Origin of the sequence: Serratia oryzae (assembly GCF_001976145.1) — a bacterium.
Lineage (GTDB): Bacteria > Pseudomonadota > Gammaproteobacteria > Enterobacterales > Enterobacteriaceae > Chania > Chania oryzae.
Map to the genome: position 1 here is coordinate 148,498 of NZ_MOXD01000010.1, position 14,849 is coordinate 163,346.

14 protein-coding genes and 1 tRNA gene are annotated in these 14,849 nt (G+C 45.1%); 8 read left to right on the forward strand and 7 right to left on the reverse strand.

Going from position 1 to position 14,849, the window contains the following annotated elements:
• The first annotated feature begins 55 nt into the window (after positions 1 to 55).
• The 3 genes from mutY (at position 56) to mltC (ending at position 2,568) form a co-directional block, all read left to right on the forward strand.
• The gene (gene mutY / locus BMI79_RS17780; protein WP_076943430.1) at positions 56 to 1,156 is read left to right on the forward strand and encodes an A/G-specific adenine glycosylase; all 1,101 of its coding nucleotides are present in this window, start codon (positions 56 to 58) and stop codon (positions 1,154 to 1,156) included.
• Positions 1,153 to 1,425: an oxidative damage protection protein gene (locus tag BMI79_RS17785; protein WP_076943431.1), complete on the forward strand. Its 273-nt coding sequence runs from the start codon at positions 1,153 to 1,155 to the stop codon at positions 1,423 to 1,425. Before mutY ends, BMI79_RS17785 begins: the two co-directional genes overlap by 4 nt.
• Before the next feature lie 66 nt (positions 1,426 to 1,491).
• Positions 1,492 to 2,568, forward strand: coding sequence for a membrane-bound lytic murein transglycosylase MltC (gene mltC, locus BMI79_RS17790; RefSeq protein ID WP_076943432.1), 1,077 nt, complete (start codon positions 1,492 to 1,494; stop codon positions 2,566 to 2,568).
• Between the two features lie 41 nt (positions 2,569 to 2,609).
• On the opposite strand, the gene speF is transcribed toward mltC, so the two are convergent.
• On the reverse strand, positions 2,610 to 4,772 hold the full coding sequence (gene speF / locus BMI79_RS17795) for an ornithine decarboxylase SpeF (RefSeq protein ID WP_076943433.1): 2,163 nt from the start codon (positions 4,770 to 4,772) through the stop codon (positions 2,610 to 2,612).
• 704 nt (positions 4,773 to 5,476) lie between these two features.
• Here speF and BMI79_RS17800 point away from each other — a divergent pair.
• Positions 5,477 to 5,552 (forward strand) — tRNA-Phe (locus BMI79_RS17800).
• A 253-nt stretch (positions 5,553 to 5,805) separates the two neighbouring features.
• Here the strand turns inward: BMI79_RS17800 and BMI79_RS17805 are convergent.
• The 4 genes from BMI79_RS17805 to BMI79_RS23160 all read right to left on the reverse strand — a co-directional run bounded on the left by BMI79_RS17805 (position 5,806) and on the right by BMI79_RS23160 (position 9,364).
• Positions 5,806 to 6,786, reverse strand: a complete 981-nt coding sequence (locus BMI79_RS17805; protein WP_076943434.1) for a tyrosine-type recombinase/integrase — start codon at positions 6,784 to 6,786, stop codon at positions 5,806 to 5,808.
• Positions 6,787 to 6,806: 20 nt separating this feature from the next.
• The gene (locus BMI79_RS17810; RefSeq protein ID WP_076943435.1) at positions 6,807 to 8,249 is read right to left on the reverse strand and encodes a TraI domain-containing protein; all 1,443 of its coding nucleotides are present in this window, start codon (positions 8,247 to 8,249) and stop codon (positions 6,807 to 6,809) included.
• A gap of 124 nt (positions 8,250 to 8,373) precedes the next feature.
• Entirely contained in the window at positions 8,374 to 8,634 is a 261-nt protein-coding gene (locus tag BMI79_RS17815) for a hypothetical protein (protein ID WP_076943436.1), read from the reverse strand.
• Positions 8,635 to 8,821: 187 nt separating this feature from the next.
• The gene (locus BMI79_RS23160; RefSeq protein WP_083704476.1) at positions 8,822 to 9,364 is read right to left on the reverse strand and encodes an FxLYD domain-containing protein; all 543 of its coding nucleotides are present in this window, start codon (positions 9,362 to 9,364) and stop codon (positions 8,822 to 8,824) included.
• Between the two features lie 121 nt (positions 9,365 to 9,485).
• Between BMI79_RS23160 and BMI79_RS23165 the strand changes: the two genes are divergently transcribed.
• A protein-coding gene (locus tag BMI79_RS23165; protein WP_095996155.1) for an IS1 family transposase occupies positions 9,486 to 10,183 on the forward strand; the annotation gives its coding sequence in 2 pieces (ribosomal slippage) (positions 9,486 to 9,735 and positions 9,735 to 10,183; 699 coding nt in all).
• A gap of 104 nt (positions 10,184 to 10,287) precedes the next feature.
• Here BMI79_RS23165 and BMI79_RS17835 read toward each other — a convergent pair.
• Together BMI79_RS17835 and BMI79_RS17840 are read right to left on the reverse strand one after the other, a co-directional pair.
• On the reverse strand, positions 10,288 to 11,472 hold the full coding sequence (locus tag BMI79_RS17835; RefSeq protein WP_076943437.1) for a MalY/PatB family protein: 1,185 nt from the start codon (positions 11,470 to 11,472) through the stop codon (positions 10,288 to 10,290).
• Positions 11,451 to 11,741: a hypothetical protein gene (locus tag BMI79_RS17840; protein WP_076943438.1), complete on the reverse strand. Its 291-nt coding sequence runs from the start codon at positions 11,739 to 11,741 to the stop codon at positions 11,451 to 11,453. Before BMI79_RS17840 ends, BMI79_RS17835 begins: the two co-directional genes overlap by 22 nt.
• A gap of 295 nt (positions 11,742 to 12,036) precedes the next feature.
• Between BMI79_RS17840 and BMI79_RS17845 the strand changes: the two genes are divergently transcribed.
• The 3 genes from BMI79_RS17845 to BMI79_RS17855 are packed head-to-tail and all read left to right on the forward strand — an operon-like array spanning position 12,037 to position 14,822.
• Entirely contained in the window at positions 12,037 to 13,059 is a 1,023-nt protein-coding gene (locus BMI79_RS17845; protein ID WP_076943439.1) for a hypothetical protein, read from the forward strand.
• Positions 13,056 to 13,835, forward strand: a complete 780-nt coding sequence (locus BMI79_RS17850; protein WP_076943440.1) for a gamma-glutamyl-gamma-aminobutyrate hydrolase family protein — start codon at positions 13,056 to 13,058, stop codon at positions 13,833 to 13,835. Before BMI79_RS17845 ends, BMI79_RS17850 begins: the two co-directional genes overlap by 4 nt.
• Before the next feature lie 15 nt (positions 13,836 to 13,850).
• The gene (locus tag BMI79_RS17855; protein WP_076943441.1) at positions 13,851 to 14,822 is read left to right on the forward strand and encodes a nucleoside-diphosphate kinase; all 972 of its coding nucleotides are present in this window, start codon (positions 13,851 to 13,853) and stop codon (positions 14,820 to 14,822) included.
• Positions 14,823 to 14,849 lie beyond the last annotated feature (27 nt).

The window sequence follows — 14,849 nt, forward strand, 5'->3', positions numbered from 1 at the left end:
CTCACACTATGCTGGAATCGCGCATCAAATATCAGACGGACAGCGAAACCCGCTTATGATGCAAGCGCAACAGTTCTCGCACGTGGTACTTGACTGGTACCAGCGCTACGGCCGCAAAACGCTGCCGTGGCAACTCGATAAAACGCCTTATCAAGTATGGCTCTCTGAGGTGATGTTGCAACAAACTCAGGTTGCCACCGTGATTCCTTATTTTCAGCGATTTATGACACGTTTTCCGCACGTGCGCGCGCTCGCCGAAGCGCCGCTGGATGAAGTGCTGCATCTGTGGACCGGGCTGGGTTACTACGCCCGCGCCAGAAACCTGCATAAAGCGGCTCAGACCATTGTCGCACAGCACGGCGGTGAGTTCCCGACAACCTTTGCAGAAATTGTCGATCTGCCCGGCGTAGGCCGCTCAACCGCCGGGGCAATTCTCTCTTTGGCGCTGGGGCAGCATTACCCGATCCTCGACGGCAACGTAAAACGCGTGCTGGCTCGCTGTTACGCCGTGGAAGGCTGGCCGGGCAAGAAAGAGGTGGAAAACCGCCTGTGGCAAATCAGTGAAGAAGTGACTCCCGCGCAAGGCGTGGGGCAGTTCAACCAGGCGATGATGGATCTGGGGGCGATGGTTTGCACCCGTTCCAAGCCGAAATGCGAGTTATGCCCGCTCAATACCGGCTGCATCGCTAACGGCAACAGTAGTTGGGCCAAGTATCCCGGCAAAAAACCCAAGCAGACGCTGCCGGAAAAAACCGCCTACTTTTTACTGCTGCAGCACGGCGACGGCGTTTGGCTCGAGCAGCGCCCAGGCAGCGGGTTATGGGGCGGCCTGTTCTGCTTTCCGCAGTTCACAACCCGCATCGACCTGGAGTTGTGGTTGCAGCAGCGCGGCCTGAAGGGAGATCGTCTGGAGCAACTGACCGCTTTCCGCCACACCTTCAGCCATTTCCATCTGGATATTGTGCCAATGTGGCTGAATCTCGACAAAGCCACCAGCGCCATGGATGAGGGTGCCGGTCTCTGGTATAACTTAGCGCAGCCGCCATCGGTCGGGCTGGCCGCACCGGTTGAACGCCTGTTGCAACAACTGGCGAAACAGTCACCGATCCAACAAGGTTTATTTGGCAACAGCGCCATTGACGAGGAATTAGCATGAGCAGAACCATTTTTTGTACCTTCCTGCAGCGCGACGCCGAGGGGCAGGACTTTCAGCTCTATCCAGGCGACGTCGGCAAGCGCATCTTCAATGAGATCTCCAAAGAAGCCTGGGGCGAATGGATGAAAAAGCAAACCATGCTGATCAACGAGAAAAAACTCAACATGATGAACGTTGATGATCGTAAGCTGCTGGAAGCAGAGATGATTCGTTTTCTGTTTGAGGGGCATGACGTCCATATCGAAGGTTACACACCGCCAAGCGAATAATATTTTCCGGGCCAGACGCTGGCCCTTTCCACCTCTCCTATCATTCTTCGCGTATACGGCTTTAAGATGAAGAAAATTTTAGCTTTGCTCGTCATAGCACCTTTGCTGATCTCCTGCTCAGGCAAAAAAAATGAAGAGGTCAACGAAGCCTTGGTGAAAGATACCAACGCCTTCGACATTTTAATGGGCCAGTTTGCCCACAATATTGAGAACATCTGGGGCTTGAGCGAAGTGTTGATCGCTGGGCCAAAAGATTACGTGAAATACACCGACCAATATCAGACCCGCAGCCACATCAACTTTGACGCGGGCACCATCACGGTCGAAACCATTGCCACCACCGATCCTGCCACACGCCTGCGCCAGGCGATTATCAGCACCCTGCTGATGGGCGACGATCCGGGCTCTATCGACCTTTATTCCGACGTTAACGATATCCAGATCAGTAAAGAGCCGTTCCTGTATGGCCAGGTGCTGGATAACAACGGCCAGCCGATCCGCTGGGAATGGCGTGCGGCACATTTCGCCGATTACCTGCTGCAAACCCGCTTGCAAAAACGCACCTCTGGCCTGCACGTGATCACCTCGGTTACCATCCAACTGGTGCCTAACCACCTGGATAAACGTGCACACAAATACCTGCCGATGGTACGTAAAGCCTCTCAGAAATACGGCATTGAAGAGTCGCTGATCCTGGCCATCATGCAGACCGAATCGAGCTTCAACCCGTATGCGGTGAGCGGTTCCGATGCGCTGGGCCTGATGCAGGTGGTGCAGCACACCGCCGGTAAAGACGTGTTCCAGATGAAGGGCAAATGGGGAACGCCAAGCCGCAGCTATCTGTTCGATCCGGAAAACAATATCGATACCGGTACGGCATACTTAGCCATTCTGCAGAACAACTATCTGGGGGGCATTCAGAACCCGACCTCACGCCGCTATGCAGTCATTACCGCTTACAACGGCGGAGCGGGCAGCGTGCTGCGGGTGTTCCACAGCGATAAAGCCAAGGCGGTGACGATTATCAACGGTATGCAGCCGGGTGATATTTATCAAACGCTGACCACCAAGCACCCGGCGAGTGAATCACGCCGCTACCTGGTGAAGGTAAATAACGCGCAGAAGAGTTATCGCCGCAAGTAACGTTGTGCAGGGCCGATGCGTCATTCATCGGCCTTGCTGTTTTACTGCTTGATCATATAGCCGAAAATCCGCTTCCAGCCGTGATCTTTCTTCTCGATATACACGCCTTGCAACTCAGGAGAAAAGCCCGGCAAGCGGTTGATGCCCTCTTCCAGCGCCAGAAAATAGCGCTGCACCGCCCCGCCCCACACTTCCCCCGGCACCACACACAGCACACCAGGCGGGTACGGCAGCGCACCTTCCGCCGCAATGCGCCCTTCCGCTTGGCCGATAGGCACCAGTTCGACGTTGTCGCGGATAAACTCCACGTTGGCATCTTGCGGGTTCATCACCACCGGCGGGAAATGCTCCTGGCGGAACATCTCTTTCTGCAGTTGCTTCACGTCGAAGCTGACGTACAGATCGTGCATCTCTTGGCACAGTTGGCGGATGGTGTAACCGCGGTAGCGTTGCTCGTTCTTGCGATATACCGTTGGCAGGACTTCGCTCAACGGCGCATCCTGCTCAATATAGCGCTCGAACTGCACCAGCATATCCACCAGATTGTCCATCTTCGCCGGGCTTTCCGCCGGGGTCAGCAGGAACAGGATCGAGTTAAGATCGCATTTTTCCGGCACAATGCCGTTTTCGCGCAGGAAGTTGGCCAGAATGGTGGCCGGTATGCCAAATTCAGTGTATTGCCCGGTTGCGGCATCAATACCCGGCGTGGTCAGCAGCAGTTTGCAAGGATCCACCAGATACTGATCCTGCGCATAACCTTCAAAACCGTGCCATTCCTCGCCCGGCACAAAGTTAAAGAAACGCGCATCGTTGGCGATAAGCTCGGTATCGTAATCTTGCCAGTCTTTGCCAGCCACCTGCTGCGGAATAAAGGGTTTTAACTGCGTACAGCGTGCCAGCAACTGTTTGCGCGTCTCAATCCCCAACTTGACGCACTCCATCCACATGCGGCGGCCTGCTGCCCCGGCGTGCATTTTGGCGTTGACGTCCAACGCGGCAAACAGCGGGTAGAACGGGCTGGTCGAGGCATGCAGCATAAACGCATTGTTGAGATGCTTGTGATTGCAGTGGCGTTTCTGGCCTTTGATATGATCGTCTTTCTTGTGGATCTGTGACGTCTGCGAGAACCCAGCCTGCTGTTTATGCACCGACTGCGTAACGAAAATGCCGGGATCAAGTTCATCCAACTCCAGCAACAGCGGCGAGCACTCTTTCAGCATCGGGATAAAGCCTTCGTAACCCACCCAGGCAGAATCAAACAGGATGTAATCACACAGGTGGCCAATGGTGTCGATCACCTGGCGGGCGTTATAGATCGTGCCGTCGTAGGTGCCAAGCTGGATGATCGCCAAACGGAAAGGCCGCGCCGTATTGGCCTTCTCTGGCGCGATGTCACGGATTTGCTCGCGCAGATAGCGCTCATCAAAACAACGAGAGTCGATCCCACCGATAAAACCAAACGGGTTGCGCGCGGTTTCCAGATATACCGGCGTTGCTCCGGCCTGGATCAGCGCACCATGATGGTTGGATTTATGGTTGTTACGATCGAACAGCACCAGATCGCCACGCGTCAGCAACGCATTGGTCACCACTTTATTCGCCGCCGAGGTGCCGTTCAGTACAAAGTAGGTTTTATCGGCATTGAACACTTTGGCTGCGTGCTTTTGTGCGTCTTTCGCTGAACCTTCGTGGATCAGCAGATCGCCGAGTTTTACATCGGCGTTGCACATGTCCGAACGGAAAATCGTTTCACCATAAAATTCAAAAAACTTGCGCCCCGCCGGATGCTTGCGGAAAAACTCACCGCCTTGATGCCCTGGGCAGGCAAAGGTCGAATTCTTCATTTCCACATAGGTTTTCAGCGTTTTGAAAAAAGGTGGCAGCAACGCCTGCTCGTAAGCATCGGCAGCGGCTTCCAACTGTGCCATATAAAACGCTTTAGTCGCAGCCGACAACGCAAACACCCCGCTGATTAACGGCAGGTAATCCGGGGAGAGATGTTCATCCCCCTCAACAGCAACAAACGTCGGGATGCCAAAACCGGTCGCCTTAAGTATTTCGAGAATGCCAGCATTCACGTCCTCGACGGACACCACCACCGCCGCCACATCGGTATAGTCAGTCTGTTCCACGCGAACGATCTGGCGCAGAGTTTCGATACTGGCGATCAGGCTGGTGCTTGTTGCTATTTTCAGTTCTTTCATAGTGCTGACTCTCAAACGGTTAAGGATGAGGGTGTGCCACAAGGCACATAATGAGATAACCAAGATTATCCCGGCAAAGTGATGTCCTGCATTGCAGCATGAGATGCAAAAAGGGTCGGCTGATGCGGGTTAACATCAGGCAGCTATCGCGGGCTGGGATCGGCAGCGACCGATAGACATCAGTAAAATCAGAGCCGCAGCTCTATTTTTAATAATGCCTAACAGCGAGCATCAGGTAGCGTTACCGCATGGTGTGCAGCGATAAGCGCGAAGACGACAGATGGGAATAACCACGGCGGGATAACGGCATCATCAGATGTCTGGCGCACAGCAATGCTTGAGTAATGAAACCAGTCATGCCTGTAACCCCCTGATTTTGATGAGCGTGATCGCCATTGTGTGATGGATGGATAACAAAATTCGCGCAATGATTGCATGTTTTTTTATGGGGTTCAAGTAACAATTATCGAAGTAAACCCCAGGGCACTTACAATGATAACCCTTTGTAATATATAACGATAATAGAAAAGACAAAGAACAATAAAATTGTATAAATACACGAATTTATTGCATATCTATTTATCTCACGCAGAAAAATGCAGTTGCTGGCACCCACTTTCTGAATGAAATTAGAGCAACCGATCGGGTTTGTGATAGAAAGCGATTGACGACATACGGCCAAATACGGTTTAATGCGCCCCGTTGCCCGGATAGCTCAGTCGGTAGAGCAGGGGATTGAAAATCCCCGTGTCCTTGGTTCGATTCCGAGTCCGGGCACCATCATTCAGAAGCGCTTGTCAATTTCTCAGGATGAAAAAATGACAGGTTCTAAAGTGAGTCCAAATACGCAAAAACCTAGGGTTTGGTTAAATGATGTCACACTGTGATATCACGACCCGGTTGCTGTGAAAAGGCTCTTGAAAGGCCCGCATGTTGCCACATGCGGGTTTTTTCGCGTCTGATTTTTACAGACTTCGTATGTAAATGTCAAATTTTGTCAAGGGGATACCCTTTCTCGGCATATCATGGCGACTCATCTCATCAGTTCCTGCTCCAGAAGCTCTCTCAGAGAATCAATGTCCTCATCAATGTACTCCAGCGTAGACCGTAAACTGGAATGCCCCAGCAGACGCTTGACCGCCTGAATATTGCGATCTGGGAATTTCATCAGGTTGGTGGCCACCGTATGCCGAAAGCGATGGGGGCTGACGACAAACCGGCACTCCCTGGAGACTCGCCGAAAGAATGCCCGTATCGGATAGATACCCATATTTGAGTCATGCTCCCCGGGTGCTGATTGGGCTATTCTTTTCAGATCAAAACGGTTTACATTGAATAGCTGCTCGTCTAACTCTGCCCCTGCTGCCAATGAACGCTCCAGTATCTCCGCTAATCGCGGATGTAAGGCAGAAGTAATTGGCACTCGGAACTCGCGGTGGTTCTTTGACCCCTCGGAAATCACATCAATCCAGCGTTCTTCAAGATTGACATCACGCAGCCGTACATGAAGGAGCTGGTTTTGGCGCATCCCGGTACAGCTCAATGTGTCCAATACGGCCAACCAGAACCAGGCAGGATAGCAAGCATTAGCCCGCGAGCTTATGGAGTAGGATTGCGGAAAGCGGCGTTCCAGTTCCTGGTGTTGCTCCATCAAGCGATAAACCGTTTTTACCTGCGCCTTTGACAGCGTTTTTTTCTTCTTTTTCCCTACCCGAACGACCGCTTTGTTAAAAGGATTTTCTTTATGGGGTAACAATCCTTTTTTCATACCAAAATTAAATAGCGCTCGCATATGGGTCACTTTATTGTTCCATGTACAGGCTTCCAGTTTCAATTCTTTAAGAACAAATATTCGCCATTCCAAAACCAACTCATTACTCACATCAGCAGGTAATTCTTGCGTATATTTCTTAAAAGTTCGAACAACTTTTTGGTAACTCCATTCCGTTGCTGGCCGAATAGAATGATTAAAAAAATACTGCTCCATCAATTGTTCAAACGTCACATCGGGCATGCCATAACTCCCTATAAGCACTAAGATTTAATTACCAAGAATGGGTTACCCGCTGGAATGTCATGGTCTTTATACAATTTTTTGGCAGCAATAAGGTACCCCGCCATTTTCTGAAACCGCCCCTCTCCAGTCTTATTTTGGTAAATATGACAGGTATACATCACGCCTTTATCCTGCCTATGCCTCCCTAATCGTTCAAACGCATTTTGTAAGCCAGTTTTATCTTCGGAGTATTCTTGGTTTTCTAACAAAAACTGATGAAATATATTGGGTGCACGAATAAAGACATAACCTGAAAAAATATGTATCCGAGAGTTGGCAGTATTGACCGAAAAAGTGGCTGTAATACATCCCTCACTTAACCACTGCCAAAATCGTTCACCAATATCCTGTGGTGCAGAGTCAATACCCTGTTCCGCTTTTGTTTCCACAGGCCCACCTTCCCTACCGGGATCACTCGCGGCAGAAAGCCCCATGACCGCCAGCAAGTCCCCCGTAGCATCCTCACGTTGAACCACAGGTTCAGCACCAGCATCGCAGGGAGTGTTATCACTCACCGCGCTGTCCAGTGAAGAGTCCAGGTTGACCACCGTTAAATGCTCAACAGGTTGAATCGAGGGAGCCTGTAGCGGTAAACATTCGGGATCAGTGATCTCCTTCGGCAACGTTGCCTCTTGGCCGGTTGTTACCTGGGGGGCCGTCAGGACCGTAGGAATCGTGTTTCCTACCGAGGTTCTAATGGCTTCGGCGACGATGGTATTGATAATCCCTGACTGGTGACGAAACCCCGTCAAATACAGCGACAAGGTTTTCAGCACTTCTGGCCAAGCACTCAGCCAAAGTAATGCTTTGTCTGGAATGACCTTCCAGGCAAGCATTGCACTCAGGCTCTGAACCTTCAGCGCATCTGTAATCGGGCTGAAACGAAAACGGTACGGCTCTTCAGGTTCGGCATCAAGCGGTAGCCAACGCCGTCCGCTTTCCAGTTCAACCTCAATATGGCACAGCCCATCAAGTGCCTGCAGCATCGCGGCATAGACAATCACCGCGTTCCAGGCGGCCCCCTGCGATGCCTGTTCTTCCGGTGGTGCGCCAACCGGAAGTAAATAGTTTTTCGATAGTCGTGCTGCGTAAGCGACTGTTTCCAACAGGTGATCCACCATGCCACCGAGGTACGCATGGTGGCCGTTCTCGGTAGCCGGAAACTGCTGCATCAGGGTGATGCAGCGCTCAAGCGGTTGCAGGTAATACTGTTGATACAGATCTTTTGGTAGCGAGGAGTAGTCCCACAGCATTTGCAGCCATTGTCCACGCAGGGGTGTTGCCAACTGTTCACGGGCCGACATCGGTGCGTGATAACCATCAGGTACCGTTAGCACTGTAATGGAACTCGCCCCCTGCCCCCCATTGTTTCTGGCCTTTTCCGACGAAACAGGCAGATATTTCAGCAGCGACCTCAACATAAGTTACTCTGCTGACAGGTTGTTTCACCGGGGTTGACCAATTTCTGCCTATCTTCTGATCTCTGCACGTTCACCCAAGGCTTTACTATCCAGAACTGGCGTACCACCGCTTCCTCTTCGCCCATCATCCAATACCGGTAATTGCTTCGAGAGGGGCCTGCAGAAGGTTTGCGATACGCTGTTGCTCCTGTTTCTCCAGGGCCTCTTGCTCGGCAATATCTACCTGCCAAAGTTGTACCAGGTGCATACTTTGGTAGTTAGCAAGACTAAGGAAGTGTGAAGTAACCAGCGCCAGTATTTTTTCAGCAAGCAGCCGTTGTCTTTGCTCAAATACCTCGACTTCAGAAACCCAGTCTGGTTTACCGCATTTTTTAGGGTGGTGCATAGAGTGGCCTTATTCTGGTGATCGATAGGTGCTCCACTCTATAAAGGCAAGTTACGTCAACAACAAAAAACTCTATATGAAAGTTTAAAAATTTCTCCCAACCATGAAAAACGCCTCGATATCGAGGCGCTTGACTGGATATTATGCTGCCGTTTTTTCGTTCTCCGAACGCATGATACGTAAAATATTAGTCCTGAACTTGAATATCAGTGATCTTGTAACCGTCGGGCCTACCTTTAAAAGAGTTGATGATAGCCTGAAGCCTCCAACTTTCCCCAGGCGCAATATTTGATGCAATATCAATCGTCTCACCAATCGCCGTATTCCCCTGATAAAGGTTAAATCTGACGAAAACATTCTTCAGTACGTTGTTGGTAGTGTTACGCCCCTCACCCACTATTGCCTGAAGGCCATTGGACGTATTTTCAATGCGTAAGTCAGATAAAGTCACTTTGTCCAATGCCAACGTGGAAGTAGAAAAAAACATCACTGCCAAGCCGAGCGCCAGCAGTCCGTGCTTTAACGTAATCCCTATTCTCTCAATATTGCCTCTTTTCCTGTTCCTGAGTAGTGGTACCTTTAACGGCTCCAGTGAGAGGGCTAGCCATTGCCAGTTATCCCAAACGATTGTTAATAAAATTATTCTGATATCAATCTGACATTTTTCATTACATATCAAATCTAGTCGCCAATGATGCGCTTGCCCTGGCCTCCAGCTATATAGGCCCATTAAGCCAATGCCACCAGTTTGCAGCCATCAGGACAGCCGCAAGCCACTTTGTGCCCATCGGGTCAAGTATTCAATGTGTTGATTGCAGTGTACAATCTCCGATTTTTGATGTGGGGATAGAATGGCTAAAGTTGATGTGCGGTGTCCGTTTTGTGAACAGAAAAAGCCCGTGAAGAAACACGGTTATGGCAAAAGTGGTCATCAGCGTTACCGTTGTCAGGCCTGCAAACGCACCTTCCAGCTCGATTATGCCTATCGCGCCTGCCAACCTGGAATGAAAGCTCAACTCGTTGACTTGGCGATGAATAATGCCGGTATTCGCGACACTGCGCGGGCGTTACATATCAGTATCAATGCCGTCGTGCGCACTTTAAAAAACTCTCACCTCGGAATGTCACCACGCTGCCACTGGATAACCTGCAAATTCAACTGATTTGCGAGGTGGATGAGATATGGTCATTTATCGGTAACAAGAAACGACAGCGCTGGCTGTGGTACGCATGGGAGCCGCGTTTGAAGCGGATTATCGCTCACGTTTTTGGTTCTCGAAGCAAGAAAACGCTGTGTAAGTTGTTGAAACTGCTCTCGGGTTTTAAAGTGGCCTTTTGGTGCACTGATGGCTACAGGGCTTACAACGACGAACTTCCACAAGCAAAACATATTGTTGGCAAGCTGTATACACAGCGTATTGAGCGTGAAAATCTGACGTTGCGTAACCGACTGAAACGCCTCAATCGTAAGACGCTGGGGTATTCAAAATCACCCGAAATGCACGACAGGATCATCGGCACTTTCATCGAACGTGAGTATTACGTTTGATGCGGTATCAACTCATTGAATATATGACACACTCCTTTGTTTACTCGCGATTGCTAAAAAAGTCTTGGTATTTTTTCCGTTTTACAAGCGGACGCCATTTAGGTTTAAGTCACAACCATAATATTCTGTTTCCTTTTTTTATCAACCATATCGACAAGAGCTTCAATTAAAACCTTAATATAGGATTGAGGACATGCATAATTCACTCTAAAAAAGTTTACGCCATCCTCTCCAAAATTAATTCCATCTTCAAGTATAATATTATAATCTTTCAACAAAGTGTTTGCCAAGGCTAAATTATCACTAGAAAAACCAGTAAAGTCTAGCCATGCAAAATATGTTGCTTCTGAAGGATACACTTTTATTTCAGGCTCACAAAAAAGCAATTCTTTCTTCAGGAAAAAAAAGTTGGCTTTCAAATATGAGATAACTTCATCTAACCAGGAATCACATTTATTATATGCCATTTCTAAAGCATGAAGACCAAAGGTATTTGGTGTGCCTTGCCCATAAAGATTTATAGCCTTGGTTGCTTTAATTCTTATATCATCGTTAGGAATTATTAAATATGAAGTTTGAAGTCCACTAATGTTAAACGTTTTACCCGGAGACATAAAGTATATGACGTTATCATTTATTCTATGATCAATTAGACTGGCAGGAGTATAATTAGCATTGGAATCAATAACCAGATCACTATGAATATCATCAGAGAAAAGCAACGCATTTCTTTCCACGCAAACATTGATGATTTTTTGCATTTCCTTCTCTCTCCATAACAACCCTATAGGATTGTGCGGATTACAAAGAAAAAATGAATGAATTTCATCTTCTTTTTCAATCAAATCTATTGAGCATTCCTGCATTAGCGTTAAGCTTATTTTATGTTCTATTAACTGACAAGCCTTGATTATCTTAGGGAACAAACTGTAAGATGGTGTAAAATATAAAGAATGCTCATGAGGCGATGTTAATTCCTTTGCTAAAATCAACATTGCTGTCTTTATTGAGCCACACGGTAGTATCCATTTATCATCTACCAACCAGTTGTGTCTTTTTTTTAACCAACCAACACAGGATTTAATATAACTATCGTCAACATCATTATACCCTAATACTCCGTGTTCAATTGGTTTTTTTAACGCATCCAATACGCACTGAGGTGTCATATAGTCCATATCAGCAACAGTAAAAACCAGAGGGTTTATATTGTTGGCATCTCTTGCATATGAATTACTCCATTTAGATGAAAACATGCCCCATCTATTTATTTCTTTTGAAAAATCCACATATCGCTCCATTGCTCCGCCTCAGTAGAAGTAAAGATATTCTTATGCTCACATGGTATTTCTTCAATAATTTTAACGATCTCTCGAACCTGTTGTGCAGTAAAATACTTGGGTATTGAAATGATCGCACCTCCTTTTTTTAATTTACTCTCCGCATTGGTATCCAATCCAAACTGAAGAATATCGTTAGCATTAAACAAGACGCGTCGAGAATTTAAAAGTGGCGACAAATAATATAACGTAGGAACAACTTTTTCATTTTTCATCATGCACACTCCTGTCATTGTTGGCAACTAATAGCAATCATATTAGTTAGCATGATTACTATGCGTGGTTATAAAAAATAAATAAAGATTAAATTATAGTATACAAATAGTGTTTGTGCAAACTTTCATCGAAAGTAAATCGTCAGCATTATTATTTAAAGCTCAAAAATTGAACTATGTCATAAAAATGTAATAAGTTTATTTAAAATAAATACATAATGTGTTTGTTTGTTTCAAGACATAGGATGTATATAAATTTTAATTAAAAATGTAAGAAATAAGCGAGGGATTGGTCATTATGAAATCAAAATTCACGTTTACGTTGCCCAATAATAAAACACTAGATATAAAAAAATATATCGAACCATTAAGGATAAGTGAAAACGATGTTGTCATTGTCTGTGGAACACTGATTGAAAACATTGGTAATGAATTTTCTGATATAGACGTATATATTATTACCGAACACTACAGAACATCGAATAACATTGACATAAGTAGTTATTTCCGCGTTATAAGCACAAATAAAGAAATAATTAAAGAGAAGTCAGAAGAGGATATACTATTAGTTCATCTTCCCGTCGAGGAGACAGGGGTTAAAATTGATATTGAATTTAAAAAATTCAACGATATAGATAAGCTAAGTGACACTCTTAATGAATATTATCATTATGCAATAAATAATCATATTCTTTTAACAAAAGAAATGTCTGAGCGTAATTTGTCCTTTATACATAGGATTCATAATGGTATCTGCATACACAATGAAGAAAGGTTGACTTCCTTAAAAAACAAACTCAACCAGAACATATTTAATTATTATCTTTATAGATTAAATGCATCAGATTATGCTGATCTTTTGGATATAATAGGTGCATGGAGAAAAGGTGAGTTGGAGCGGTGTTTTGATCTAGCTAGAGAGAATTTAATAAAGCAGATGTTAGCATATGTTTGCTTGATAGGAAACACTGACTATAAAAGAAAGTGGATATTAACACGAATCAAGCAATTTAAGGTGCAAAAGATATTAGCGGATAATTTTTGTGAATTGTTTTTGGTTTCAGATAATAAAACTTTAAAAGAATACATTATCGACACATTAGATTGCGTTGATGAGATATACTATCTCTCGTCCATATTCTTTAGGGACAATGTTAACACTGCATTTCCAAGTGCGGAATCTGTTATTGCATGGCTTAAAACTGAAAGAAATAAAGTTACGAAACCTTATGAAATAATGGAAATTGAATATAGAGCCAGAGCATACTTAGTTGAAAACAATTGGTCTACCAAAGAATTATTAGATAGGGTATACGAATGACTCAACCTATAATTGGTGTGGTGTGTTGCGCTCGAATGATCGACAATGACTCAGACCTTCATCACATAGTTTTTCGCAGTTATATAGATTATATTAAAAATGATCTTAAAGCAATTCCAATTCTTATACCAGCAATTATCACTCGTAATGATGATGATCTGGCAAGAAAAATTTTGAATTCTGTTGACGGTATATTCCTTCCTGGTTCTCCTTCAAATGTTTCACTTCGGAGAGTAATTTCAGATCGGCCTTTTTCTTTTGATTCAGTTAATACCGTTGGAAGCAAGGATTTAAATAGAGATATGACAGTTATGAAAATTCTTGAACATGCATATCATCTTGACAAACCGGTCTTAGGGGTATGCAGAGGGCTACAGGAAATCAATATTTTTTTCGGAGGGGATTTATATCCTGAATTGCATTGTATTACTGGAAAAATAGACCACCGTTCGGACAAGAGTAAACCTTTAGAATCAAGATATGATGTGTCTCATAGAGTTAGTATTGAGGATAACTCATTAATGGGGGAATTAATAAATAAAACTGCAATTAATAGAAGTGAACTATTTGTTAACTCGCTTCATTCTCAAGGAATATCAAAATTAGGAAGAGATTTGCTAGTTGAATGTCGTGCTTCTGATAACACAATAGAAGCAATAAGACATGCTGAAGCTTCATTTATATATGGTGTTCAGTGGCATACGGAATGGCTTAAATCCCCACTGGATAAAGTTATTGCTGATGCTTTTATTATGGAATGTTCTAAAAATGCTTAGATAAGGAGTTATGCCATGGTTATTAAATGTAACAAAATCCCATCAGATAAAGATTGGAAGCGGCTTTCAATTTTTGGTTCTAAGAAAAATTATTTTAATACAGAAACTTACTTTAGAGAAAGTTGGTTTGATGGGTATCAAGAGTTTTCAACTGACTTCACAAATAAGTTAACTAGATTAGCTGTAGTTGTACTTAAACCAGAGGTTTTTGCAGCAAGGAGAGCACGTGACGTTCTTATGCTGATTGAACGTCATAATTTTAAGCTTAGAGTTGCTTATAAGGTTAAGTATAATCGGCATAAGATTCGGGAGACGTGGAGATACCAATATAGTGAAGCAACAATAGATAGAATGTCTCTGGTTGATCATCTCTATTGTCTAGGTGATGCTATGATGGTTATATTTGAAGATGTATCACCTGAAATTACAATGCCAGCAAGTGCTAGGTTGCATAAACTGAAGGGGGCTTCAGAGGAACGATTGAGAACAGCAGAGTCGTTGAGGAGTATAGTGAAAATCCCTAATGGAGTTGTTCGATTTTTTCATATTCCAGACGAACCAGCAGATATTGTTAGAGAGTTTGGAATTCTGTTTGATAGACAAAACCGTTTTAATATTTATCAAGATATAAAGTCCAGTTTAGTTCATGATTATAGCTTTATAGATGAAATGATTTCAACTCTTGAAAGTCAACATACAGAGCATGACTTTTGCTTGGCGAAGAGTTGGGATAATATACTTTCTAACATTCACGGGTACAAAGAAGATAAAATAGAACTTATTCTAGATCTAAAAAATAAAGTTGACGCACGTGAGGAGGTTGGTTGGGAAGATATCTATAAATTACTGTCGTCGTGCAATTGTAATATTTATGATATTATTACGATAGCATCACATGTAATAAAGCAAGATGTTGATGATGAATTTCATCTCATTGATGGGGACGCGTTAAGAGGATGGGACTCAAGATATTTCTCTAACCTGTGAAATTAATTAACCGTGTTATAAATTGTG